23 protein-coding genes and 1 pseudogene are annotated in these 24,031 nt (G+C 55.2%); 2 read left to right on the forward strand and 22 right to left on the reverse strand.

Annotation, left to right across the window (positions count from 1 at the left end):
* Window positions 1-18: 18 nt before the first annotated feature.
* The 8 genes from BJQ97_RS10815 to yneA form a co-directional block, all read right to left on the reverse strand.
* A complete protein-coding gene (locus BJQ97_RS10815) occupies window positions 19-1,797 on the reverse strand; it encodes an ABC transporter ATP-binding protein (RefSeq protein ID WP_160156574.1) in 1,779 nt (592 codons plus the stop codon).
* A gap of 89 nt (window positions 1,798-1,886) precedes the next feature.
* Complete coding sequence (locus BJQ97_RS10820; protein ID WP_160156575.1) at window positions 1,887-3,626, reverse strand: ABC transporter transmembrane domain-containing protein; 1,740 nt, start codon at window positions 3,624-3,626, stop codon at window positions 1,887-1,889.
* Window positions 3,627-3,750: 124 nt separating this feature from the next.
* On the reverse strand, window positions 3,751-3,963 hold the full coding sequence (locus tag BJQ97_RS10825; protein ID WP_011230833.1) for a YneF family protein: 213 nt from the start codon (window positions 3,961-3,963) through the stop codon (window positions 3,751-3,753).
* Between the two features lie 89 nt (window positions 3,964-4,052).
* On the reverse strand, window positions 4,053-4,490 hold the full coding sequence (gene sirA, locus BJQ97_RS10830) for a sporulation inhibitor of replication protein SirA (RefSeq protein WP_160156576.1): 438 nt from the start codon (window positions 4,488-4,490) through the stop codon (window positions 4,053-4,055).
* Window positions 4,491-4,741: 251 nt separating this feature from the next.
* Window positions 4,742-6,748 (reverse strand): transketolase, encoded by a 2,007-nt coding sequence (gene tkt / locus BJQ97_RS10835; RefSeq protein WP_160156577.1) that lies wholly within the window; start codon window positions 6,746-6,748, stop codon window positions 4,742-4,744.
* A 100-nt stretch (window positions 6,749-6,848) separates the two neighbouring features.
* A complete protein-coding gene (locus BJQ97_RS10840) occupies window positions 6,849-7,079 on the reverse strand; it encodes a DUF896 domain-containing protein (RefSeq protein ID WP_044731638.1) in 231 nt (76 codons plus the stop codon).
* A gap of 129 nt (window positions 7,080-7,208) precedes the next feature.
* Window positions 7,209-7,862 (reverse strand): YneB family resolvase-like protein, encoded by a 654-nt coding sequence (locus tag BJQ97_RS10845; RefSeq protein ID WP_160156578.1) that lies wholly within the window; start codon window positions 7,860-7,862, stop codon window positions 7,209-7,211.
* A 19-nt stretch (window positions 7,863-7,881) separates the two neighbouring features.
* A complete protein-coding gene (gene yneA / locus BJQ97_RS10850) occupies window positions 7,882-8,187 on the reverse strand; it encodes a cell division suppressor protein YneA (RefSeq protein ID WP_160156579.1) in 306 nt (101 codons plus the stop codon).
* A gap of 152 nt (window positions 8,188-8,339) precedes the next feature.
* On the opposite strand from yneA, the gene lexA reads away from it, so the two are divergent.
* Window positions 8,340-8,963, forward strand: a complete 624-nt coding sequence (gene lexA / locus BJQ97_RS10855; RefSeq protein ID WP_160156580.1) for a transcriptional repressor LexA — start codon at window positions 8,340-8,342, stop codon at window positions 8,961-8,963.
* A gap of 65 nt (window positions 8,964-9,028) precedes the next feature.
* Here lexA and glnA read toward each other — a convergent pair whose 3' ends face one another.
* The 4 genes from glnA to hflX all read right to left on the reverse strand — a co-directional run bounded on the left by glnA (window position 9,029) and on the right by hflX (window position 13,413).
* The gene (gene glnA / locus BJQ97_RS10860; protein ID WP_160156581.1) at window positions 9,029-10,363 is read right to left on the reverse strand and encodes a type I glutamate--ammonia ligase; all 1,335 of its coding nucleotides are present in this window, start codon (window positions 10,361-10,363) and stop codon (window positions 9,029-9,031) included.
* A gap of 39 nt (window positions 10,364-10,402) precedes the next feature.
* Window positions 10,403-10,804: a MerR family transcriptional regulator gene (locus BJQ97_RS10865; RefSeq protein ID WP_044731642.1), complete on the reverse strand. Its 402-nt coding sequence runs from the start codon at window positions 10,802-10,804 to the stop codon at window positions 10,403-10,405.
* Between the two features lie 76 nt (window positions 10,805-10,880).
* Window positions 10,881-12,152, reverse strand: coding sequence for a methionine gamma-lyase family protein (locus BJQ97_RS10870; protein ID WP_160156582.1), 1,272 nt, complete (start codon window positions 12,150-12,152; stop codon window positions 10,881-10,883).
* 13 nt (window positions 12,153-12,165) lie between these two features.
* A complete protein-coding gene (gene hflX / locus BJQ97_RS10875) occupies window positions 12,166-13,413 on the reverse strand; it encodes a GTPase HflX (RefSeq protein ID WP_160156583.1) in 1,248 nt (415 codons plus the stop codon).
* A 160-nt stretch (window positions 13,414-13,573) separates the two neighbouring features.
* On the opposite strand from hflX, the gene BJQ97_RS10880 reads away from it, so the two are divergent.
* Complete coding sequence (locus tag BJQ97_RS10880; protein WP_160156584.1) at window positions 13,574-14,191, forward strand: trimeric intracellular cation channel family protein; 618 nt, start codon at window positions 13,574-13,576, stop codon at window positions 14,189-14,191.
* A gap of 156 nt (window positions 14,192-14,347) precedes the next feature.
* Here BJQ97_RS10880 and BJQ97_RS10885 read toward each other — a convergent pair.
* The 10 genes and pseudogenes from BJQ97_RS10885 to hfq form a co-directional block, all read right to left on the reverse strand.
* Window positions 14,348-14,425, reverse strand: a pseudogene (locus tag BJQ97_RS10885) (DMT family transporter); the annotation flags it as partial.
* A 98-nt stretch (window positions 14,426-14,523) separates the two neighbouring features.
* Window positions 14,524-15,093, reverse strand: coding sequence for a Uma2 family endonuclease (locus BJQ97_RS10890; RefSeq protein WP_160156585.1), 570 nt, complete (start codon window positions 15,091-15,093; stop codon window positions 14,524-14,526).
* A 166-nt stretch (window positions 15,094-15,259) separates the two neighbouring features.
* Entirely contained in the window at window positions 15,260-16,411 is a 1,152-nt protein-coding gene (locus tag BJQ97_RS10895; RefSeq protein ID WP_201451687.1) for a thiolase family protein, read from the reverse strand.
* Window positions 16,412-16,563: 152 nt separating this feature from the next.
* Window positions 16,564-17,415 carry a 3-hydroxyacyl-CoA dehydrogenase family protein gene (locus tag BJQ97_RS10900; protein WP_160156586.1) on the reverse strand — a complete coding sequence of 284 codons (852 nt, stop codon included), beginning with the start codon at window positions 17,413-17,415 and terminating at the stop codon, window positions 16,564-16,566.
* A gap of 14 nt (window positions 17,416-17,429) precedes the next feature.
* Window positions 17,430-19,049: a long-chain fatty acid--CoA ligase gene (locus tag BJQ97_RS10905; protein WP_160156587.1), complete on the reverse strand. Its 1,620-nt coding sequence runs from the start codon at window positions 19,047-19,049 to the stop codon at window positions 17,430-17,432.
* Between the two features lie 3 nt (window positions 19,050-19,052).
* On the reverse strand, window positions 19,053-19,529 hold the full coding sequence (locus tag BJQ97_RS10910; protein WP_160156588.1) for a CoA transferase: 477 nt from the start codon (window positions 19,527-19,529) through the stop codon (window positions 19,053-19,055).
* Between the two features lie 15 nt (window positions 19,530-19,544).
* Window positions 19,545-20,690 carry an acyl-CoA dehydrogenase family protein gene (locus BJQ97_RS10915; RefSeq protein WP_160156589.1) on the reverse strand — a complete coding sequence of 382 codons (1,146 nt, stop codon included), beginning with the start codon at window positions 20,688-20,690 and terminating at the stop codon, window positions 19,545-19,547.
* 23 nt (window positions 20,691-20,713) lie between these two features.
* Window positions 20,714-22,288, reverse strand: coding sequence for a fatty acid--CoA ligase (locus BJQ97_RS10920; protein ID WP_160156590.1), 1,575 nt, complete (start codon window positions 22,286-22,288; stop codon window positions 20,714-20,716).
* 257 nt (window positions 22,289-22,545) lie between these two features.
* A complete protein-coding gene (gene spoVK, locus BJQ97_RS10925) occupies window positions 22,546-23,478 on the reverse strand; it encodes a stage V sporulation protein K (RefSeq protein WP_160156591.1) in 933 nt (310 codons plus the stop codon).
* 311 nt (window positions 23,479-23,789) lie between these two features.
* Window positions 23,790-24,023 (reverse strand): RNA chaperone Hfq, encoded by a 234-nt coding sequence (gene hfq / locus BJQ97_RS10930; RefSeq protein WP_160156592.1) that lies wholly within the window; start codon window positions 24,021-24,023, stop codon window positions 23,790-23,792.
* Between the last annotated feature and the right edge of the window lie 8 nt (window positions 24,024-24,031).

The following is a 24,031-nucleotide window of genomic DNA, read 5'->3' on the forward strand; positions in this document are numbered from 1 at the left end:
GCGGCAAAACGCCGCCATTTACGCATGGACGTCGACAAGGCCGTTTTGCAACAAGTACATTTGGTAGTAAAGCCCTTTTTGCGCCAGCAGTTGCTGATGTGTGCCGCGCTCGATAATTTCGCCTCGATGGAGGACGAAAATTTGATCGGCATCTTGGACCGTTGATAAACGGTGGGCGATGGCGATTGTTGTCCGCCCTTTCCGCATGCGCATGAGCGCATCTTGAATCGCTTCCTCTGTTTCGGTGTCAATATGGGCGGTCGCCTCATCGAGCACCAAAATTTTCGGATCGGCAGCGATCGTGCGAGCAAAGGAAAGAAGCTGGCGCTGACCGCTTGATAACGTCGCCCCGCGCTCGGCGAGCACATGGTCGTAGCCGCCGGGCAATTGTTCAATAAACGCATCGGCCTGCACGAGCCGAGCAGCCTCCTTAATGGCTTCGTCGTCCAGTTCCTGATTATACATGCGAATGTTCTCTTTGACCGTCCCGTAAAACAAAAACGGATCTTGCAAGACAAGACCGAGGCGGCGGCGCAGCTCGACGCGCGAGTAATCGCGGATCGAGCGTCCGTCAAGCAAAATATCGCCGCGGTCAAACTCATAAAAGCGCATAAGCAAATTGATGATCGAACTTTTGCCGCTGCCGGTATGGCCGACAAACGCGACCGTCTCGCCTGGACGGATGACAAACGACAGCCGTTTCAGCACATCCCGTTTGCCGTCGTAGGAAAAGCTGACATCCCGAAATTCGATTTCCCCGCGCTCGATCACATGCGGCGACCAATTTGGATTGGCCGGCGCCTCTTCTTGATGATCAAGAAGGGCAAACACGCGAGAGGCGGAAACGATCGCCTGCTGGTAAAGAGACAGGCGCATCATCATTTGCGTCACCGGTTCGAAAAAGCGCTCCAAATAGTTGACGAACGCGTACAATACACCGATCTCAACTGGACTGTCAAGCGCCGTGATGCCAAAAAAGCTGAGCACGACCATGATCGACAACATATACACCACATCGATTGCCGGTCGAAGCAGCAGTCCATCGAGGTGGATGTTTTTCATCCCCGCCTTGTAATGCGCTTCATTGACGGCGGCAAACTCTTGATATAAACGGCGCTGCTGGCGGAACGCTTGAATGACGGCCATTCCTTGCAGCGATTCGTTCAATTTGGCGTTCAGTTCGCTCAGCCGCTCGCGCATCTCTTGATAAAACACCGAGCTGTAGCGTCGGTATGTGTGCATGATGAACGCGATCGCCGGAAGGATGAACAGGCAAAACAAAGCAAGCTTAGCATCAAGCGAAAACATGGCGACAAACACGCCGATGACAAACAAGCCGTTTTGCACAAAGGCCGCTAGGACGCTGATGAACATGTCCTTGATCGCTTCTGTATCGTTCGTCACCCGCGAAACGATGCTTCCGCCCGGCGTCCGGTCAAAATAGCTCATCCCGAGCCGGTGCACTTTCGCAAACACATCCATCCGCAGCGCTTGAATGACGTGCAAAGCGAGCCGCTGAAACTCGACAAGCTGGAAGTAGGAAATGATTGTTTTCAAGACGAGCACACCGAGATAGGCGGCGGCCAGCGCCGCCACCGGTCCAAAAGCAAGGCGGCCCGGCACCAAATAGTCATCAATGAACACTTTCACCAAATACGGCCCGGCAAGCTCCCCGGCCGTTGCCAACAGAAGAAGCGCAAATGCAAGTGCAGTTTCCTTTTTGTATCTTCCCATATAAGCGAGCAGCCGCCATAAGACGCGCCGCTGCTCTTTTGTTGTCAGCCATCGGTCGTTCATCCACTTCCCCCTATCTCACAAACAACTTGTATTTTCAGGCTTTTCGCTCCGCTCGTTTTTGACGAGATCTCGAACGTTCAGACCTGTTGTCACTCCGCAAGCGCCTCAAGCTGCTGGCGTCGGTGCATGTCACGATACCAGCCGTCTTCTGCCATCAGCTGCTCGTGCGTTCCGGCCTGCACAATTCGCCCCCCGTCAAGGACGAGAATCCAATCGGCATGCTCAACCGCACTTAAACGATGGGCGGCGATGATCGTCGTTTTTCCGCGCCGCTCCTGTTTGAGCGCCGCTAAAATCCGCGCCTCGGTCTTCGCGTCCACGGCCGACAACGCGTCATCAAAAATGAGCACTTCTGGGTCAATGAGAAGCGCCCGGGCGATTGACAGCCGCTGTTTTTGCCCACCGGATAGGGAAACGCCGCGCTCGCCGATGACCGTCTCATACCCGTCGGGAAACTGCAAAATGTCATCATGAATATCGGCCAGCCGCGCCGCTCGGACTATCTCATCCTCTCTTGCTTCCGGTTTCGCAAAAGCGATGTTGTCGCGGATGGAAGTGGAAAACAAAAAATGGTCTTGCGGCACGTAGCCGATCGCCGAACGGAGCGCGAAAAGCGTATAATCGCGGATGTCGCGGCCGCCGAAGCGAATCTCGCCGTCATAACCGTCAAACTCGCGCAGCAGCAGGCGAAGCAGCGTCGTTTTTCCCGCCCCCGTTTTGCCGACGACGCCAAGCGTCGCCCCGCGCTTGAGCTGAAAACGAATGTCCCGAAGCGCCGGCTTCGCCTCCCCCGGATAGGCAAATTGACGAACATCATACTCAACGTCGCCTTGCGGAGCGATGTGAAGGGCATCAGGACGTTCGTTGATTTCATCTCGTTCAGCCAACAGCGCCCGCACCCGGTCGTACGAAGCGCGCCCTCGCTCAACAATGTTAAACAGCCAGCCGAACGCCAACATCGGCCAAATGAGCAAGCCAAGGTAGGCCGTAAACGACACAAGCTCGCCGATCGTCAATTCGCCCGCCAGAACCATTTGACTGCCAAACGCCACAGCGAGAAAAAACGACAGCCCAACAAGCAGCCCGATCGTCGGGTCGAACAAAGCGTCAATTTTGGCGACGGCGATGTTTTTCGCCACGACGTCTTCCGATTGGCGGCGAAACGCCTCGACATCGTGTTCCTCATAGCCGAACGCCTTGATAACGCGAATGCCGCTGATGCTTTCTTGCACTTTGTCGTTCAGCGATGAAAACGCCTCTTGCGCCGTTAAAAACCGACGATGGAGCATCGTTCCATAGCGGCTCGTCGCCGCCGCCATCACGGGCATCGGCAATAGGCTGATCAACGTCAGCTTCCAACTGATCGAAAACGCCATCGTTGCCAACACGAACGCGCCAAGCGTCACCGAGTCAACAAGCGTCAAAATGCCGCTTCCAGCCGTCTGCTGAATCGCTTGCAAATCGTTCGTCGCATGGGCCATTAAATCGCCGATCCGCTTCCGCTGGTAAAACGACGGCGACATGTTCGTAAAATGTTGGTATAACTCGTTGCGCAGCTGGCGGGCGAGCTTGACCGCCGAACCGAAAATGAAAATGCGCCAAGCATAGCGGAGCCCATAAAGCGCCGCCGCAACCGCGGCTAGGACGGCGAGCCAGCGGATGAGCACTTCTTTTGTCATCGTGCCGTTTTTCATATGATCGACCAACAAGCCGATCACTTTCGGCGGGATTATCTCCAAAAACGCCACGATGACAAGCATGAAAATGCCGGTGATATACGCCTTCTTTTCTTGGCGGAAAAACCAAAACAAATCGCGAAACACGCGCATAAGGCCCGCCCTCCTTTCATTTGGCTGACGAACAATCGCCATATTATTGTAACAAAACTAAAAAAATTTTGAAAGAACATTTTGACAAAATAAAAAGACACTCTCGATCGAGTGTCCGTTTCGCTTATTTCAGTTGATTGTTCATCATTTTCATCATCTGGTTGATTTTCTTCTGCGACGGAGTCATGCCCATTTGCATCATCATCATCCGGATCATTTGTTCATTGATCGGCGGGTTTTTCTTCAAATAATTGATCATCGTTTTGCGGGCGACGAAAAATCCGATCGCCACCCCGGCGATGAGCGCCAGCACGCCAACGAGAATCGTACCCCACATAACAGCGATTTTCCTCCTTCTTGTTGTCTCCCTAACAGTGTACTAAACGATGCGTCATTAGACAATATTTCGCGACAAAAATCTTTTCATTACGCAAATTTTCTTCCTTGCCGAGGCGCGGACAGCCAACAGTAATCGGCAAAATCAGCGTCGACCGCCAAAAACGTCGGCGAAAGCCGAGCGAGCGCCTGGCCGATGTCCGCGGCAAGCGGCGCGCTGTCAGCGACAAGAAGCAAACGGCGCTTTTGCACGACAAGCAACGCTTCCTCGCCGGCGTCGTTTTGCAAAACAAACATATTGCGCTCCAAATTTTTGCCGACGCGGCCGGCAAAATATTGCTTTAAGCCGAGTTCCAGACGCGAAAATGACAGCCGTTCGGTGATAAATTCGACTTGCTTGCGGCAAATCGCCTTCAGCGGCGCTTTCGCGTATTGATGCTCACGAAGCAGTTCGACAATTTTTTCCGCCCGATGGCGGTAATGCGACGCCACATCGTCATTCAATAAATAAATCCAATAGCGGATCATGCCCCATCCCCCATTTCTGTTCATCTATTTTCTATTATAGAAAAGGAAAGGGGAAAAATATGTCTATTAACGGCAAGTTTTTTCACTAACATTGTCGATTTTTGTTTGCGGCGGCCATGAGGCCGCAAACAGGCAACACGTCACGAACTAGCTTTTGCCCTCGATTCAACCCCGAAAATACTTGACCCAGGCGCAGCCATCTTTCACAAAAACAAGCTGCCCCTGCAACAACGCAAGGACAGCTTTCCCGGTTACTTGCCGAGCAGCGCTTTTGTGCGGTGGACGACGTTGTCAACCGTAAAGCCATACTCGGCCATGATTTTCTCTCCCGGAGCGGAAGCACCGAATCGGTCGATGGCCAAAATGTCGCCCTCGGCGCCGACGTAGCGCTCCCAACCGAGCGACGCGCCCATTTCAATGGCGAGCCGCTTCGTCACGGCCGGCGGAAGCACTTCATCGCGGTACGATTTTGGCTGCGCTTCGAAACGGTCCCACGATGGCATGCTGATGACGGAGACATGGATGCCCTCAGCGGCGAGCGCTTCTTGCGCTTTTACGGCCAGACCGACTTCCGAACCAGTCGCCAACAGCAGCGCCTCTGGAGCGCCGTTTTTCGCCGGTGAAACGACGTACGCCCCTTTTTTCACGCCTTCATACGCCAACTCAGCTGTTGCCGCCAACGTCGGCACATCTTGACGCGTCAAGACGAGCGCGGTCGGCTTGTCCGTCGATTCGAGCGCCAGCCGCCATGCCGCCGCCGTTTCATTGGCATCAGCCGGTCGAATGACTGACAAGTTCGGCATCGCCCGAAGCGAAGCGAGATGTTCGACCGGCTCGTGCGTCGGGCCGTCTTCGCCGACGGCGATGCTGTCGTGCGTCAAGACGTAGGTGACTGGCAAGCCCATGAGCGCCGCCAAGCGAATCGCCGGACGCAAATAGTCAGAGAACACGAAGAACGTGCCGCCGAACACTTTCAACCCGCCATGAAGCGCCATGCCATTGAGCGCCGCCCCCATGGCAAACTCGCGCACGCCAAACCAAATGTTGCGCCCTTCGTAGCTGTCCGGCAGGAAGTTGCCGCCGCCTTTGATCAAGGTTTTATTCGAGCTCGCCAAGTCAGCCGAACCGCCGATAAACTGCGGCACCGCTTTGGCGATGGCGTTGAGCACTTCCCCGGACGATGAGCGGGTCGCCAGGCTTTTGCCCGCTTCATACACCGGCAGCGCCGCCTCCCAGCCTTCCGGAAGCTTCCCTTCAATCGCCCGCTTCAGCTCGGCGGCCAATTCCGGATGCGCCCGTTCGTACGCGGCGAACTGTTCGTTCCATTCCGCTTCTTTTTTCGCTCCTGGCTCTTGCACCGTTTCCCGGAAGTGAGCGTACACTTCTTCCGGTACATAAAAATCTTCGGCAAACGTCCAACGGTACGCTTCCTTCGTCAGCTTCGCCTCCTCCGCGCCGAGCGGAGCGCCGTGGACGCCGGACGTGCCCGCCTTGTTTGGCGCGCCGTAGCCAATCGTCGTTTTTACTTCAATGAGCGTCGGCCGGCTGAGGTCCGCCCGCGCTTCTTCCAACGCTTTCGCAATTTCTTCAATGTTATTGCCGTCCTCAACGCGCAAATATTGCCAACCGTACGCTTGGAAACGTTGGGCGACGTTTTCCGAGAACGACAAGTTAAGCTCGCCGTCAAGGGAAATGTCGTTCGAATCATACAGAACGATCAAGCGGCCGAGCTTCAAGTGGCCGGCGAGTGACGCAGCTTCGCTCGCCACGCCTTCCATCAAGTCGCCATCGCCGCAAAGGGCGTACGTATAATGATTGATGATCTCAAACCCGTCGCGGTTGTATGTAGCCGCCAAATGCCGTTCCGCCATGGCCATGCCGACCGCCATCGCAATCCCTTGGCCGAGCGGTCCCGTCGTCGCTTCCACGCCCGGCGTATGGCCGTATTCCGGATGGCCCGGCGTTTTGCTTCCCCATTGACGGAATTGTTTCAAGTCATCCATCGATACGTCGTAGCCGCTTAAATGGAGCAAGCTGTACAACAGCATCGACCCGTGCCCGGCCGACAAGACAAACCGGTCGCGGTTGAACCAGTTTGGATTCGCCGGGTTATGATTCATAAATTTCGTCCAAAGCGTGTACGCCATCGGCGCCGCGCCCATCGGCATGCCCGGGTGCCCAGATTTCGCTTTTTCGATCGCGTCAATCGACAGCGTTCGAATCGTCGTAATCGCCAACTCCTCGATTGAATGCGCCATCGTCTTCCTCCCTTTCATCAACATGGTGTCATTTACTATCATATAGAAAATCGATCGGCTTGTACAACGTTATTTTCCGGGCCGCCCCTCTTTCGATCGTTTAATGGAAGCGCCGCCGCTGGCTTTCCTTTAATTTTTTCGGCGTCACGTCGTTGCCGGTTGGGTCAATGACCGTCACCGTATGCAGCATATCGGTCATCGTCTTGCGGAACGCTTGAATGTATTCGCGGCGCAGCTTCGCTTGTTCCAGCGTCTCCTCGGCCGACAAGCCGCCGGTTTTCGCTTTTTTTGCCAGTTCATTGATGCGGGCTAATTTATGTTTGGCAAGCATTGATCATCTCTCCTATCTGCCATATTCTCACTCTGTTTTATCTTATCTGATCAACCAGGAAAATGGCAACGATGGCATCTTCGTTTCCTTTTGCCCGCTCACCGCTTTAGGGCCAGGCGCCGCACACAATCAACACCGCCTTTGTTGCTCGTCCATATATTCCTGGTAACGGCGATGGACGGTCGCCTTGGACGCCTCGTAGCCAAAGCTTCTCAGCGTCGCGGCAATATCAGCAAACGTCAGTCCGCGCTCGCGCAAGCGGACGATCTCCTCAACCGGCAGATCGATTCGGTCGCGCCCGGCGTTTTCGCCCCGGCGCCTTAAGTTCCGCTCCGGCCGGTAGCCGCGGGCGATGGCCCGCTGCATGCCGCGCTTAATTTTGGCGTTATGTATTTTTCTTTGGTACTCCTCGACAATAGCGATGATGGATAACACCATCTCATCGGCCTCCGACAGCGGCATCTCCCCGCGATGGCTGGCGCTGTATATTTTCACCCCTTGCTTTTTCAAGCAATGCAGCACCGCCATGCGCGCATGGCCGCGCCCAAGCCGCGTTTCATCTTGAATGAGCAGCACATCGACCTCGCCTTCCTCGCAAAGCGAAAGCAGCTCCAACACGCCGTCGCGGTCGGCTTCATAACCGCTCGCCTGCTCAGCGATCACTTTGACGACTTCCAATCCACACTCGGCCGCCAGCCGCTCGAGCTCATCTCGCTGCCTCGCGAGCGACGTTTCCTGTTCAGCTTTGTCCGTGCTGACTCGGCAGTAAATGACCGCCCTCATGGCCCATCCCTTCTTTCCATCACTGATTGACGGCCACCGAGCCGCCCTGCTTTGATTTTAACACAGGAATGACAATTTGTTCACCGGCGGCAAGGCGCGGGCTCGGCAAATGGTTGGCATCGACGACCCAGCGGATGAACTCATCAGGCGGCATATGATGCTCCTGCTCGTACTGTTTTGCCAGCCCCCAAAGCGTATCGCCGGGAGCGACCGTGATCGTCACGTATTCTTTTTTATCGACCGGGCTGCTGGCGTAAACGAACCCCGCCAACACGAGCGCAAACAAAAATGAAAACAGAAAGTAATGCAGCAACGTTTTCTCCATTTCCCCCACCCTTTTCCAGAATGTTTGTTCGCTTGCTTTCATTATAACCAAGAACATTTGTTTGTGTCAACAAAAAATTCGAACTTATGTTTGTTTTTTCATCTTCCTCATGGTATAATGAAAGCAAACGATGTGGCGAGAGGTGTTAAAGAATGACGAAACTATCGAAACGGCAACAGCAAATTTTAGAGTTTATTAAACAGGAAGTAAAAACAAAAGGCTATCCTCCGTCGGTGCGGGAAATTGGGGAAGCGGTTGGACTGGCGTCAAGTTCGACGGTCCACGGGCATCTTGCGCGCCTAGAAAGCAAAGGGTACATCCGCCGCGATCCGACGAAGCCGCGCGCCATTGAAATTTTGGACAACGATATGACCAAGGAGAGAGAAAAAGAGGAGATCATCTCGGTGCCGATCATCGGCAAGGTGACAGCCGGCCAACCGATTACAGCGGTGGAAAACATCGAAGGCTACTTTCCGCTGCCGAAGCGGCTCGCCGTCGGCGAGGAGCAGGTGTTTATGCTTGAAGTGATGGGCGACAGCATGATCGAAGCCGGCATTTTAGACGGCGACTACGTCATCGTCCGCCAGCAGTCATCGGCCAACAACGGCGACATCGTTGTCGCCATGACGGAAGACAATGAGGCGACGGTGAAGCGGTTTTTCAAGGAAAAGGATCACATCCGCCTGCAGCCGGAAAACGCCCATCTTGAGCCGATCATCGTCCGCGACTGCACGATTCTCGGCAAAGTGATCGGCGTCTATCGCCTGTTCGACTGACTCGTGCCGGCCTGCGCCCATAAAAAAAGCTGCCCTGAAAAAAACGGGGCAGCTTTTTTTATGAATCAGTAGAGTTCCATATATTGGTCCAATTCCCATTGATGAACCGTTGTCCGGTACATATCCCACTCAATTTCTTTCGCCTCGACGAAATGCTCGAATAAATGTTTGCCGAGCGCATGAACCATCACTTCATCCGACTTCAAGTTTTCCAACGCTTCATGCAGCGTTGCCGGCAAATCGACGATGCCTTCTTCGAGCCGTTCTTCTTTCGTCATGACGTAAATGTTTCGATCCACTGGCGCCGGAGGAGTGAGCTTGTTGCGAATGCCGTCAAGCCCAGCGGCTAAAAGCACCGCCATGGCCAAGTATGGGTTGGCCGACGGGTCAACGCTTCGCACCTCAATGCGCGTGCTCATGCCGCGCGAAGCGGGAATGCGGATGAGCGGGCTGCGGTTGCGCGCCGACCAAGCGACGTAGCACGGCGCCTCATAGCCTGGAACAAGCCGCTTGTACGAGTTGACGGTCGGGTTCGTCACCGCCGTAAAGTTCGGCGCATGCTTCAGCACGCCCGCGATAAACTGCCGCGCCGTATCGCTCAACTGCAAGTCGCCGTTCGGATCGAAAAAGGCGTTTTCACCGTTGCGGAACAGCGACAGGTTGCAATGCATTCCTGAACCGTTGATCCCAAAAATCGGCTTCGGCATAAAGGTCGCATGCAATCCGTGTTTGCGGGCGATCGTTTTGACGACGAGCTTAAACGTTTGAATGTCGTCGCACGCTTTAATCGCATGGGCGTATTTAAAATCGATCTCATGCTGGCCCGGAGCGACTTCATGATGGGACGCTTCGATTTCAAACCCCATTTCCTCAAGCTCGAGCACAATGTCGCGCCGGCAGTTTTCCCCGAGATCCGTCGGCGCCAAATCGAAATAGCCGCCGCGATCGTTCAGCTCCATCGTGGGGTGTCCTTTTTCGTCAAGCTTGAAGAGGAAGAATTCCGGCTCAGCTCCTAAGTTAAAGGCGTTGAAGCCGAGCGCTTCCATCTCTTTCAGCATCCGCTTTAAGTTATAGCGCGGACAGCCTTCAAACGGCGTGCCGTCCGGGTTGTAAATGTCGCAGATAAAGCGGGCGACTTTTCCTTTTTCTGCAGTCCACGGGAAAATGACGAACGTATCCAAGTCCGGATACAAATACATATCCGACTCTTCAATGCGGACAAATCCTTCGATCGACGACCCGTCAAACATAATTTTGTTGTTAAGCGCTTTCTCCAGCTGGCTGATCGGAATTTCGACGTTTTTGATCGTGCCCAAAATATCGGTGAATTGCAGGCGGATGTACTTGACATTTTCCTCTTTGACGATGTGTAGAATGTCGTCACGCGTATATTTTGCCATGTCCAAACTCCTCCCCGGCTCGGAAATCATTTTCCGTCATTAATGAAAGAAGCGAGCGAGATCTCCCTGGCGAAGCGATGCGCGCTGGAACCGGCCGGCCTGCAGCAATTCATTCCGCAAAATTTCGCGCAGTTCTTCGTCCGACAGCTTCGGTTTTCCTGCTTTTTCGACTTTCTCCGCCTGCCCGTGGCGCCCTTCCTCCCGCGCGGCAAAAATTTGCTTAATGCCCGCCAAGTTGACTCCTTGGTCGATCAAATCTTTAATCTCGAGCAAGCGGTCAATGTCATTGAGCGAAAACAGCCGCCGGTTGCCTTCCGTACGCGCCGGCGTGACGAGGCCATGTTCTTCATAATAGCGGATTTGCCGGGCCGATAAGTCGGTCAGCTGCATCACAATCCCAATCGGAAACAATGGCATGGAACGACGAATTTGGCTGCTCATGCCAATTCCTCCTCGCTTTTGATACCTTTATTTTACCATAATGTTAGGAAATGAGTCAATGAAACGTGACGTTTCCTCACAAACAAATCAACCGCTGTTCAAGCAAACGCTCAATGGCGGAACAGACGGCGATTTTCACATGCGAATACGTCAATCCGCCTTGCACATACGCGACATATGGGGGGCGCAACGGCCCGTCGGCCGTCAACTCAATGCTTGCCCCTTGGACGAACGTGCCGGCGGCCATGATCACTTTGTCTTCATAGCCGGGCATGTCGCTCGGATACGGAGTGAAATGAGCGTTGACTGGGGAGGAAGCCTGAATCGCTTGGCAAAACGCCACCATTTGTTCCGGATCGTCAAAACGGACGGACTGAACCAAATCCGTGCGCTTCGCCTTCCATGATGGCGAGGTTTTTAGTCCGATCCGCTCGAGCATCGCCGCCGTAAAAACCGCCCCCTTGAGCGCCTGGCCCACGGTGTGCGGCGCAAGGAAAAAGCCTTGATACATATCCGGCAAGCTGTAAAGCGACGGACCGACTTCCGCTCCAATGCCCGGCGAGGTCATCCGATAGGCGCACGCCTCCACATATTCCCGCTTGCCGACAATGTAGCCGCCCGTTTTCGCCAATCCCCCTCCCGGGTTTTTAATGAGCGAGCCGGCCATCAAATCGGCGCCGACATGGCATGGCTCTTTCTCTTCGACGAATTCGCCGTAGCAATTGTCGACAAACACGACGACATCCGGTTTGATCGACTTGACGAATGCAATCATGTCGCCGATCTCTTCGACAGTAAACGACGGCCGGTCCGCATAGCCGCGCGAGCGCTGAATGCCGATCATTTTCGTCCGCTCGTGGATCGCTTCGCGAACAGCTGGAAAGTCGACTGATCCGTCTTCTGTAAGCGGCACGCTCCGGTAGCTGATTTGAAATTCTTTCAACGAACCGATGCCGCGGCCGCGGACGCCGACGATTTCCTCAAGCGTATCGTACGGAGCGCCCGTGATGTAAAGCAATTCATCGCCCGGGCGCAACACGCCAAACAGCGCGATCGCAATCGCGTGCGTGCCGGAAATGATTTGTGGCCGTACAAGGCCTGCTTCGGCGCCGAAGACGTCGGCGTAAATACGGTCGAGCGTATCGCGGCCGGTATCGTCATAGCCATAGCCGGTCGACGGGATGAAGTGGGCGTCGCTCACTTGATGGCGGCGGAAGCTCTCAAGCACGCGGTATTGGTTGACATCGACCCGTTCATCGATGCGGTGGTGAATCGGCGCGATTTGTGCTTCGATTTCCTCGATGAGAAGAGCAATCGTTTCTCCGTGTTTCCATTGCGTCCAAAACATAGATGAACCCTTTCTATCGTTGGAATGGTTGCAGCTCCCCATACAAGGGGTGCGTTGGCAGCACGTACCCTTGGCAGTCGTACGTGCCACCTTGCTCATTATAGTGCCATTCGTGCAAAATGGTGTCCGATTTTAACCGAGCGAGCAATTTTCCTTCACGGCTTGGGATCGACACGTCGTAACAGGCCATTTGCTGTTTCACCGCCGCTTCAAGAAAATAGCGGAGCCGATCAATGTCGACGGCGGACAGCGCGCTCATCACGATGGAAGCAGTTGTTGTCGGAATGAATTCCGGCGTTTTTTGATCACTTTTATTGTACACCGTGACCATTGGAATGGAAGAAGCCCCCAATTCAGCGAGCAGCCGCAACACCGTCCGCTCGTGCGCGGCGTAGTCCGGATGCGACGAATCGACGACATGGAGCAACAAATCGGCCTCTTTCACTTCCTCAAGCGTCGAGCGGAACGCGGCGACGAGCGTCGTCGGCAAGTCTTGGATGAACCCAACCGTATCGGTGACAAGCACCGTGTAGCCGCATGGCAAGACGCATTTGCGCGTCAATGGGTCAAGCGTGGCAAACAGCAAATTTTCCTCGAACGAATCCGCAGCGGTCAGCCGATTGAAAATCGTTGATTTGCCGGCGTTTGTGTAACCGACGAGCGCCACTTGAAACGCTTGGTTTTTTTGCCGACGCTCGCGGTACCGCCCGCGATGCTCGGCGATGCGCCGCAGCTCAGCTTTAATGTCGTCAATGCGTCGGCGAATATGGCGGCGGTCGGTCTCCAGCTTCGTTTCCCCCGGACCGCGCGTCCCAATGCCCCCGCCCAAGCGGGATAGCGCCTCTCCTTGGCCGCTAAGGCGCGGCAGCATATACTCCAGCTGGGCGAGCTCGACTTGCAGCTTCCCTTCTTTTGAGCGGGCACGCCTTGCAAAAATGTCTAAAATCAGCTGCGTCCGGTCAATCACTTTCACCTCGCCAAGCATTCTTGTCAAATTGCGCGCTTGGCTTGGAGAGAGCTCGCTATTGAAAATGACGACGTCCGGCTCCAGCTGCTTGACCAACGCGGCGAGCTCTTCCGTTTTCCCTTTGCCGATATACGTCGCCGGGTGCGGCGCTTCACGTTTTTGCGTCAATTCTGCCACAACCTCGCCGTTCGCCGTCGCAACGAGCGAAGCGAGCTCCTCCATCGAATAGCGAAACCGCTCATCGTCGACGCCGGCGAGCTGGCAGCCGACAAGGATCGCTTGTTCACGGCTCATGGCATCCCCCTTCCTTTCCCTCGCGGCGAACATGTTCCCTACGTTCATGATACCAAATTCCACCGTTGGTCTGCTAGTTCGTTCCAAAAAAACGATTGATTTTCCGCCGCTTTTGCCTCTACAATGATACAAGAACACCGCACGGAAAGGAACAGCAAGAATGACGTGGGAAGTATTGAGCATTATCGGCACGGTCGCGTTTGCCATCAGCGGGGCGATCGTGGCGATGGAAGAGGAGTACGATTTGCTTGGGGTGTACATTTTAGGGATCGTCACCGCCTTTGGCGGCGGGGCGGTGCGCAATTTGCTGATCGGGGTGCCTGTGTCGGCGTTATGGGAACAAGAGCCGCTCTTTCTTGTCGCTTTGGCGGCGATGACGGTTGTGTATTTGTTTCCGAAGCAAATGCTGCCGCCGTGGAAGCGATGGGGCAACTTTTTTGACGCCCTTGGGCTGTCGGCGTTTGCCATCCAAGGAGCGCTGTATGCCGTCAAAATGGGGCATCCGTTAAGTGCGGTCATCGTCGCCGCGGTGTTGACTGGAAGCGGCGGCGGTATTATCCGTGACGTGTTGGCGGGAAGAAAGCCGCTCGTGCTGCGCGCAGAAATTTATGCCGCCTGGGCCATTCTCGCCGGCCTCGCCATCGGGCTGAAATGGGCCGAGTCGCCCGTTGAGCTGTATGTGCTGTTGATCGCCGTCGCCGTCCTCCGCATTTTGTCGTACACATACGGCTGGAAGCTGCCGCGGCGGGCGGTTGGAGAAAAAGTGGGCGGACAATGATAAAACGGCAAAAGCAACATCTACTCATTGATTCGTACGAAAAGATAGACAACTCCTCGCTTTTGGTTTGCTGACGCCTTCCTTACGCACTTTGCTCGCTTCGCACCGCCACGATCACCCCAACAACGATCAGCGCCCCGCCGAGCCAAAACGAGATTTGCTCACGACGTACATCCCGCCCCAAATGCTGGCGGCAAGCGATAAATACAAGGAAGCGAGAACGGGTTGTTTCATGGCATGGATCCCCTTCGGCTTTTTGTCTATTTAGAGGCCGCAACTTTTTTCGCAAAAGCCACCCTGGCAAAGCGACACAAAAACCTTTGCCAGCTGCATTACACTTCGCTTTCTTCCGGAGGAAACACCGAGGCGAGCGAAACGGTTAAATCCGGCTGCCAAAAGGAAACGAGTTCATCGCTCGGTCCGAAGACAGCTCGCTGTTGAAATCGCCCATCTTGCCGGCTGAACACTTCGACTGTCCAGTTGCTCGGATCCACAATCCAATATTCACGCACCCCATGTTTTTCGTATAAATGGTACTTCTGGTTTCGATCGCGTAAAGCGGTGCTTGGCGACAGAACCTCAACAATCAGATCGGGAGCTCCTTTCATTCGACGGCTGCGGATTTGCTCAGTCCGGCAGACGACCGATAAATCCGGCTGAACGACTGTTTTCGCCGTCCGTTCCGGCTCTTCGGGATCAAGCTGAATGTCAAACGGGGAAAGGATGACATGGCAGCCGCGCGCTTGGAAATACGAAGCTAAAGCCAAGTGCAGCTGTCCAACAACATATTGGTGCGCAAACGAAGGAGAAGCCAGTAAGTATGGAACACCATCAATCAGTTCCCAATTTCCTTCCCAATTTTCAATATCACTATACGTGTAAAACGGTTTCTCCTTTTGCACAGCGCTCCCCCTTTCACTTTGTTTTCTTTCATCTTATCACACGGCTTCGACTCTGTCCTATATTTTTGATTTTCCCATCACGAAAGAAAAAAACAGCGGCCGGTCGGCTTGCTGGCCGCCACCGCTGTCCAATGCTTCGTCAACCTGCTTTTTTCACGCCTTGCTCTTACTCCCGCTCGATGATTGTGGCTGTCGCCATCCCGTGGCCGATGCAAATCGTCAATAGACCATAGCGGCCGCCGCGCCGTTCAAGTTCATGGACGAGCGATGTCATGAGCTTCGCACCGGTCGCGCCGAGCGGATGGCCGAGCGCGATGGCGCCGCCGTTGACGTTCACCTTCGAAAGCGGGGCGCCGATTTCCTTTTGCCAGGCAAGTACGACCGGGGCGAACGCTTCGTTGATTTCAATGAGGTCGATGTCATCGATCGCGAGGCCCGCTTTTTTCAGCACTTGCCGCGTCGCCGGGATGACGCCGTCAAGCATGTACGTCGGATCCGAGCCGACGACCGTCTGCGCGACGATGCGCGCTTTCGGCTTCAAACCGAACCGCCTCGCCGCCTCCCGTTCCATTAAAAGCACAGCGGCCGCCCCATCGCTCATTTGACTCGCATTGCCGGCGGTGATGACGCCGTCTTCTTGAAATACCGGCTTGAGCGCGGCGAGCGCTTCCGGCGATGTGTCGGCGCGCGGGCCTTCGTCATCAACGACGAGCATCTCCCGGCCGTCGCGGTCAAGCCCTTTCACCGGGACGATTTCGGCGCGAAACTTCCCTTCGCGCAAGGCCGCCAAGGCGCGCTGATGGCTTTCGTACGCGTAGGCGTCAAGCTCGTCGCGCGTCAAGCCGTATTTTTTGGCGATCCGCTCAGCCGAGACGCCTTGGTGGATGAATTCGTATTTTTCATGAAGCGACGGCGGAATCGTCCGATCGTTGCCATCGCTTAAAATCGGCACTTTCGTCATGCTTTCGACCCCGGCCGCGATCGTGACATCCATATCCCCGGAGCGGATTTCCTGGGCAGCGAAATGGATCGCCTGCTGCCCCGAGCCGCACATTCGATTGATTTGCACGGCGGGCACTTCGACTGGAAACCCCGCCTCAAGCGCCGCCAGCCGGCCGATGTTGTATCCTTGTTCGGCGATCGGCGTCACGCAGCCCATGACGATGTCTTCGATCACCCGCTTGTCGATGCCTGCTCGGCGCACGACTTCATCGAGCACCACCGCGGCCAAATGGACCGGATGAACATCCCGAAAGACGCCGTTCCGCTTGCCAACAGGCGTCCTGACCGCTTCGACAATGACCGCTTCACGCACCATTTTCTCCCCCTTGTTGTTTTTTTGTCATCGCCATGCCTTGACGGTGCAAACCGCACCTTTTATCCAATGGCGCCCGCCGACCGATAAGCCGCGGGCGCTGCCAAATGGGCGCGTTTCTGCTCTCATGGCCTTTCCTGTGAAATAGCGCTTGTTCATTTTGTATACATGTAAAACCCTTTTCCCGTCTTCCGCCCTAAATGCCCGGCTTCAACGAGCTTGCGCAAAAGCTGCGGCGCCCGGAATCGATCGCCGTACGCTTCCGTCATGTTTTCGCTCACAAACAGGAGCGTATCAAGCCCGACCATGTCGGCCAGCTCAAAGGGCCCCATCGGATAATTGAGGCCAAGCCGCACCGCTTTGTCGATATCCTCAGCGGAAGCAACCCCTTCTTCGTACATGCGGATGCACTCGATCATATGGGCGGCAAGCGCCCTTGTCGTCACAAACCCTTGCCGGTCTTTCACGACGACCGTTTCTTTGCCAAGCTCCACAGACAGCCGGCGGATGGCGTCGACTGTGTCGTCGGAAGTCGTCTCACCTTTCACAATTTCGATCAACTTCATCACTGGCGCCGGATTGAACCAATGCATGCCGATGACGTTCTCCGGCCGGTTGGTCGCGGCGGCAAGCGCCGTAACGCTCAACTCCGATGTGTTGGTCGCCAAAATGGCGTTCGGCTTCGCCAGTTGATCAAGCCGCTGAAACACGTCTTTTTTCAGCGCCAAGTTTTCCGGCACTGCTTCGATGACGACATCCGCCCCGTGCACCGCTTCAGCCAAATCGACGGTCGGGCGGATGCGCCCAAGTGCTGCCGCTGCCTCCGGCTCGGACAGCTCGCCGGCTTTGACAAAGCGGCGCAAGCTTTTTTCCGCCGAAGCGAGCCCGTTTTGCAAGGCCGCTTCAGACACATCATACAAACGCACCGTTTTTCCCGCCATCGCCGCCGTTTGCGCGATGCCGCTTCCCATCACCCCGGCGCCGATGACGGCAATCGTTTCTGCCACGGTGTTCGCCTCCTTTACTCCGTCGCCGCATCGGCATAACGCGCCGCCATCTCATCGCGCAGTTTCCGCTTCAAAAACTTGCCGACGCTCGTTTTTGGAATTTCATCGAGAAACACAATGTCATCCGGCAGCCACCATTTCGTAAATTGCGGGCGCAAAAAGTCGTACAGCTCTTCCTTCGTCACGCTTTTTCCTTCTTTCAGCACGACGCAGGCAATCGGCCGCTCCTGCCATTTCGGGTGCGGCACGGCGACAACCGCCGCTTCAAACACCGCCTCGTGCGCCATGAGCGCGTTTTCCAAGTCGACGGACGAAATCCATTCGCCGCCGCTTTTAATGACGTCTTTTGTCCGATCGACGATTTTGACGAATCCTTCTTCGTCGACGGTGACGACATCGCCGGTATGCAGCCAGCCATCGCGAAATGCTTCGTTCGTTCTCTCGTCGTTGTAATACTCAGAGGCAATCCACGGCCCGCGCAAGCAAAGCTCGCCCATTTCCTGCCCGTCCCAACGAACCGGCCCGTTTTGGCCGATCACTTTCATCTCAAGCCCTGGCGCGAGCAGCCCTTGCTTGGCGCGAATGTCCAGTTTCTCCTCGTACGACAGCCCGTCGTGATAGCTTTTCGGGCGCGACACGAGCACAAGCGGGCTCGTTTCCGTCATGCCGTACGCGTGAATGAACGGAATGCCGTACTTTTCTTCGAACGCCCGGATGACCCCTTTCGGAGCTGCCGATCCGCCGCAAATGACGCGCGTTAAGCTGCTTACATCGTAGTTTCCTTTCTCGAGTTCTTGCAAGAGTCCAAGCCAAATCGTCGGCACGCCGGCGGTGATCGTCACCCGTTCGGCGTCAATCAGCTCGGCAAGCACTTTCGGGGTAAACGCTGGCCCCGGCATGACAATCGTCGAACCGAACCAAGTGGCGGCAAACGGCAGCCCCCACGCGTTGACGTGAAACATCGGCACAACCGGCATGACGACATCGCGCTCGCACAATCCTTGCGTGTCAGCCAGCCCTAGCGCCATCGCGTGCAGAACCGTGCTTCGGTGCGTGTAGACGACTCCTTTCGGATTTCCGGTTGTCGCCGACGTATAGCACATACCAGCCGGTTGGTATTCATCGAGGTCTTTGAAGAACGGAAACGCTGGATCGCCCTCAGCAAGCAGTTTCTCGTAATGGTACACCGGAGACAACGTCGTTTCCGGCAGCTCGTCGGCATCGGTCATGACGATGAAGGCGCGCACGTTCGGGATTTCATCCTTGACCGCTTCAATTGCCGGCAGCAAATCATCATCGATCAGCAGCACGCGGTCATCGGCATGGTTGATGATGTACGCGATATGCTGCGGCGAGAGGCGGATGTTGATCGTATGGAGCACCGCCCCGATGCCCGGAATGGCAAAATACGCTTCCAAATGGCGGTGATGGTTCCAGGCGAACGTGCCGACGCGGTCGCCGACTTCCACCCCGAGCCGCTTCAACACGCTTGACAGCCTGCGCGTCCGCCCGCCGATCTCCTTGTATGTATGGCGAACGACGCCTCCTTTCATGCGCGAAACGACTTGCTTTTTCGGGAAAAACAGCTCCGCCCGCTCAAGCATCATGGAAATGTTTAACGGTGTTTTCATCATGATTCATTCCCCCTCCCCTAACAAATAAGCATGTTCATTAATGTCCGGAGCCGCCACACCGCCCCATTGGCCGTCCGGACCATGTGCGGCCGTCCATGCTCCGTTTGGCTGCAGCCGGACGAGATGGCGGAGCCGGCTGTCAGCAAACAGCGCCTTCGCCTCACCCGTCTCCAGCACCGGAGCGAGGCAGGCGTCAATCGCTTTGGCGAACGCGCTCCACTCATCCAATGTCTTTTCACGGAACAAGGCGGCGAGCCGCCGGGCTTGCTCACGCCCCGCCTTCTTCTTTAAATCAAGGGCGATGCTTTGTTTACCGGCGTTGTAAGCGGCAAACATCCGGCCCCCGGCGAACGGGCGCAGCCGGTCGCCGGACGGGGGCTCGATTTTGATGACTTCGGCTCCGAGCTGGGCGAGGCGCCAGCTTGCAAACGGACCTGGCAAGTAATGAGAAAAATCAACGACAACAATGCCATGGAGCATATCTTTCCCTCATTTCTACAAATCTAGCTGCCGGGCGATGATCGTTTTCATCATCTCGTTCGTCCCGGCATAAATGGCGCTTACAGGGACATCGCGGTAGCGCCGGGCGATCTCGTATTCTTCCATATAGCCGTAGCCGCCGTGTAGCTGCATCGCCTCGGCGGCTACGCGTTTCGCCATCTCGGTAATCCACCATTTCGCCATCGACACTTCGGTGACGATCTGTTTTCCCGCCATATGCTCTTCAATGACGCGGTCCACAAACGTGCGTCCGAGGGCGATCTCCGTCGCCATTTCCGCAAGGCGGAACTGGACGGTTTGAAACTCGCTCACTCGTTTGCCGAACGCCGACCGCTGTTTAACGTACTGCTTCGTGAGCGAAAACATGACCTCTGCCGCCGTTTGGGCGGCGATGGCGACAACAAGCCGCTCCTGTTGGAGCTTTTCCATCAAATAGTAAAATCCTTTTCCTTCCTCGCCAAGCAAATTATATGCCGGCACTTTCGCATCTTGGAAAAACAGCTCGGCCGTATCTTGGGCGTGCAGCCCGACTTTCTCCAGCTTCCGGCCGCGCGTAAACCCCGGCGTATCCCGCTCCACGACGAGCAGGCTGATGCCGCGGTGCGGCGGCTTCGCCTGCGGGTCGGTTTTGCAGGCGACGACGATCAAGTCGGCATGAATGCCGTTCGTGATAAACGTTTTTTGCCCGTTGACGATGTAGTAGTCACCGTCTTTTACTGCCGTTGTCGAAATGTTGGCCAAATCCGAACCAGCCCCCGGCTCGGTCATGGCAATCGCTGTAATGATCTCGCCGCTGACGCATTTCGGAAGCCATTTTTGTTTTTGCTCTTCCGTGCCGTACGACGCGATATACGGCGTGACGATGTCGTTGTGCAAACCGATGCCGATGAGGCTCGATCCGACTTTTTCCAGTTCTTCGTTGATGACGACTGAGTAGGCAAAATCAGCGTTCAAGCCTCCATACTTTTCATCAACCCACGGGCAAAGAAAGCCGTTTTCGCCCATCTTCGCCCAAAACGAACGCGGAATGATGCCGCGCTTCTCCCACTCGGTATAATGCGGATATGCTTCTTTTTCCAAAAACTTGCGGAACGCATCGCGGAATATATGATGTTCTTCGCGCAAATAGCGGGCTGTCATCTGTCCTCCTCTTTTCTGTTCCGTCACTTTTCTGTTGTTCCCCCCGCCGCCTGTTTTTTCAGCTGTTCCCGCAGCAAAAACTTTTGGATTTTCCCGCTCGCGTTGCGCGGCAGGGCATCGATGAAATAGTAGGCGCGCGGACGTTTGTACGGAGCGAGGCGGTCGCTCGTTTTGCAAAACTGCTCGAGCTCATCGGCGGTCAAGAGGTCATCTTTTTTGACGACGAAGGCGACGACTTTTTCGCCCCACAACTCATCCGGCTCGCCGAGCACAGCGACATCCAGCACTTTCGGATGCTCGTACAATACGTCCTCGACTTCGCGCGGATAGACGTTTTCCCCGCCGCTGATCACCATGTCATCGACCCGGTCGGCGACATACAAATAGCCGTCTTCATCAAGGTAGCCGAGGTCGCCGGAATGGTACCAGCCTTTGTACAACGCTTTTTCCGTCGCTTCTTCGCGCTTGTAGTAACCCATCATCATGCACGGCCCACGCATCACAATTTCGCCGACTTCGTACGGCGGCAGCACATCGTCCGGGTCGGACGGTCCGTCTTCACGCGCGCGGACGACGCGGATCTCATGGTTCAGACAGGCCCGTCCGGCGGAACCGGGTTTCGCAAGCTGCTCGTCTTCGAGCAAAAACGTCACCGCCGGCCCCATTTCCGTCATGCCGTACGCTTGAATCAGCTCGATGCCGAGCTGCTCTTGGCATTGCCTGACAAGCGCCGGAGCCATCGGAGCAGCGCCGTATAGGCCGAGGCGAAGCGAAGATAAATCGTAACCGCTTACATCTTCCTGCAAGATCATGTTCCACATCGTCGGGGCGCCAAATAGAATCGTAATCCGCTCCCGCTCGATCATTTCGAGCACGAGCTTGGCGTCGAAATGGTGCAAAATGACGCTCGCCGCTCCGGCATGCACGCGCGGCAGCAAGCAGCAATGCAGCTCGGCGCAATGGAACAGCGGCGCTGCCGCCAGCCCGCGATCCGTCTCGCGGATGCGCATCACGCCATGGCAAATGACACTTTGCTCAATCATGTCGCGGTGGCGGTGCATGACCCCTTTCGGCCGCCCGGTCGTGCCGCTTGTATACATAATGGCATAAAGGTCGCTCTCTTCCACATGAATGCGCGGCGCTTCCTCTGAGGTCCGCGCAGCCTGCTCGTGAGCGTTTTTGGCAAACGGCGGCGGATCGCGGTCGATCGACCAAAATGACACGTGCGGAAAACGGCTGTGAATCGCGGCAAGTTCCGGTTGCACCGCCCGTTCAAACAGCACGATTTTCGGCTCGGCGTCTGCCAAAATATAGGCGATTTCTTCGGCTTTCAGCCGGAAGTTGATCGGATTGAACACCGCCCCAATTTTGGCGCAGGCAAACAAGGCAGTCGCGAGCTCAAGCGTATTATACAGCACCGTTGAGATGCGATCTCCCTTGCGTACGCCCGCTTCCAAAAACGCGTTCGCCCACCGGTTCACTTCCCTCTCCCATTCAGCATACGTATAGCGGTGTCCGGTCGCCGCGTCGACGACCGCCTCCCGGTTTGGAAACTTTCGCACTGTCTGGGAAAACATCTCCCCAATCGTCATGTACAAGCGTCTTTCCCCCTTTTCTCCGAATGGACGGAGGGCGTGCAGATCCACTAGACAGATAATTCAGATAAATAGGTGCATGATGCCCCCTGCTGTTTATGTATTCGCTCTTTTTGATCCCATTCCTCTTTTTTGCGGCACAAAAAAGAAAGGAAGACCTCTTTCTTCGACAAGAAAAAGAAAGAGGCGCCTCCTTTGCTTTTATCATCTCACGCCGAGAAGACCCTCACTTCCGCGCATGAGCGCAGGTGGGTGAGCGTTCAAGCATGAATCACTAAATCGCGGTCACGGATCGTCATCAGTTCTTTTTTGTCATATCGTCCTTCATGCAACAGACGGACCGCCTGCTTGCGGATCGCTTTTTCGATTAAGTTGCGCACATAGCGACCGTTGCTGAACTTGAGGCGGCCGGTCGCTTCCAGCGTCCCTTCGAGATGGATGTACAGTTTCCGCTCCGCTTCCAGCGTCATTTCATACTCGCGCTCGCGCAACATTTGCTTGGCGATTTGCACGAGCTCCTCGACCGTATAATCGGGAAACTCGATCGTGAGAGGAAAGCGCGACGGTAAGCCGGGATTCAGCGACAAAAAATAGTCCATTTCTTTCGGATAGCCGGCCAAAATCACAACCAAGTCGTCGCAATAGTCTTCCATCCCTTTGACGAGCGTATCGATTGCTTCTTTGCCGAAGTCTTTTTCCCCACCGCGGGCGAGCGAATACGCTTCATCGATAAACAAAATTCCGCCGCGTGCTTTTTTGATCAAATCGCGCGTTTTGCTCGCCGTATGTCCGATGTACTCTCCGACCAAATCGGCCCGCTCCGCCTCGATGAAATGCCCTTTGGACAGCACGTTCATCTCAAAAAACAGCTTGCCGAGCAAGCGCGCCACCGTCGTTTTGCCGGTGCCGGGATTGCCTTTGAAAATCATATGGAGCGCCTGGCGGTTAGCCTTTAAGCCGTTCTCCTTGCGCAGCCGGTTGATGTACAGCCAGGCGTAAATTTCCTTGATGATTTTTTTGACATGATCAAGGCCGATCAGTTGATCAAGCTCCTTTTGAATATTGCGGAGCGCCTGATGCTCTTCGCCATCGAGCCAGTCGTTTTTCTCTTCTTTCACTAAATGGTTTACCGTTTTGGAGTTCAACACGATGTTGATTTGCCCTTTCGCCTTGTTCATCGTCAATTCTGACAAGGGGCGTCACCTCGCTTCCCGTTTTCTGCCATCCGCACCCGTTCCGACTTGGCTTTTGACGCCTTGCCTTTTCGTTACTAGTATACGTACGCCGCCGCCGATCCGTGACAATCGCCCAAACAAACAGCAGGTCGGCTATAGCGGAAAAAGTTTGTATATGTTTATTCATCAAAGCGGCGGTTTACGCATCGGAAATGAAAAAGCGGCGCCCACGCTTCAGGAGAAAGGGAATCCGGCAACGCCCGCTCCATCAACAAGAAAAAGACGCCCTCCTTAAAGGAAGGCGCCTTTTTCTGACAGCTTATGTACCATCAGCTTTGCTGTTCGGTTTCAAAATGGATGTTCCGCTCCGGCGCAAACGTCGAAATGGCGTGCTTGTAAATGAGCTGTTGTTTTCCTTGCACTTCCAAAAGTACGGTGAAGTTGTCAAACCCTTTAATGTACCCGCGCAGTTGGAAGCCGTTCAATAAGAAGACGGTCACTTGAATGCCCTCTTTGCGCAACTGGTTTAAAAACTGGTCTTGAATATTGATCGTATTTTTCATCAAACGTC

The organism is Geobacillus sp. TFV-3 (genome assembly GCF_009901865.1).
GTDB classification, from domain to species: domain Bacteria; phylum Bacillota; class Bacilli; order Bacillales; family Anoxybacillaceae; genus Geobacillus; species Geobacillus thermoleovorans_A.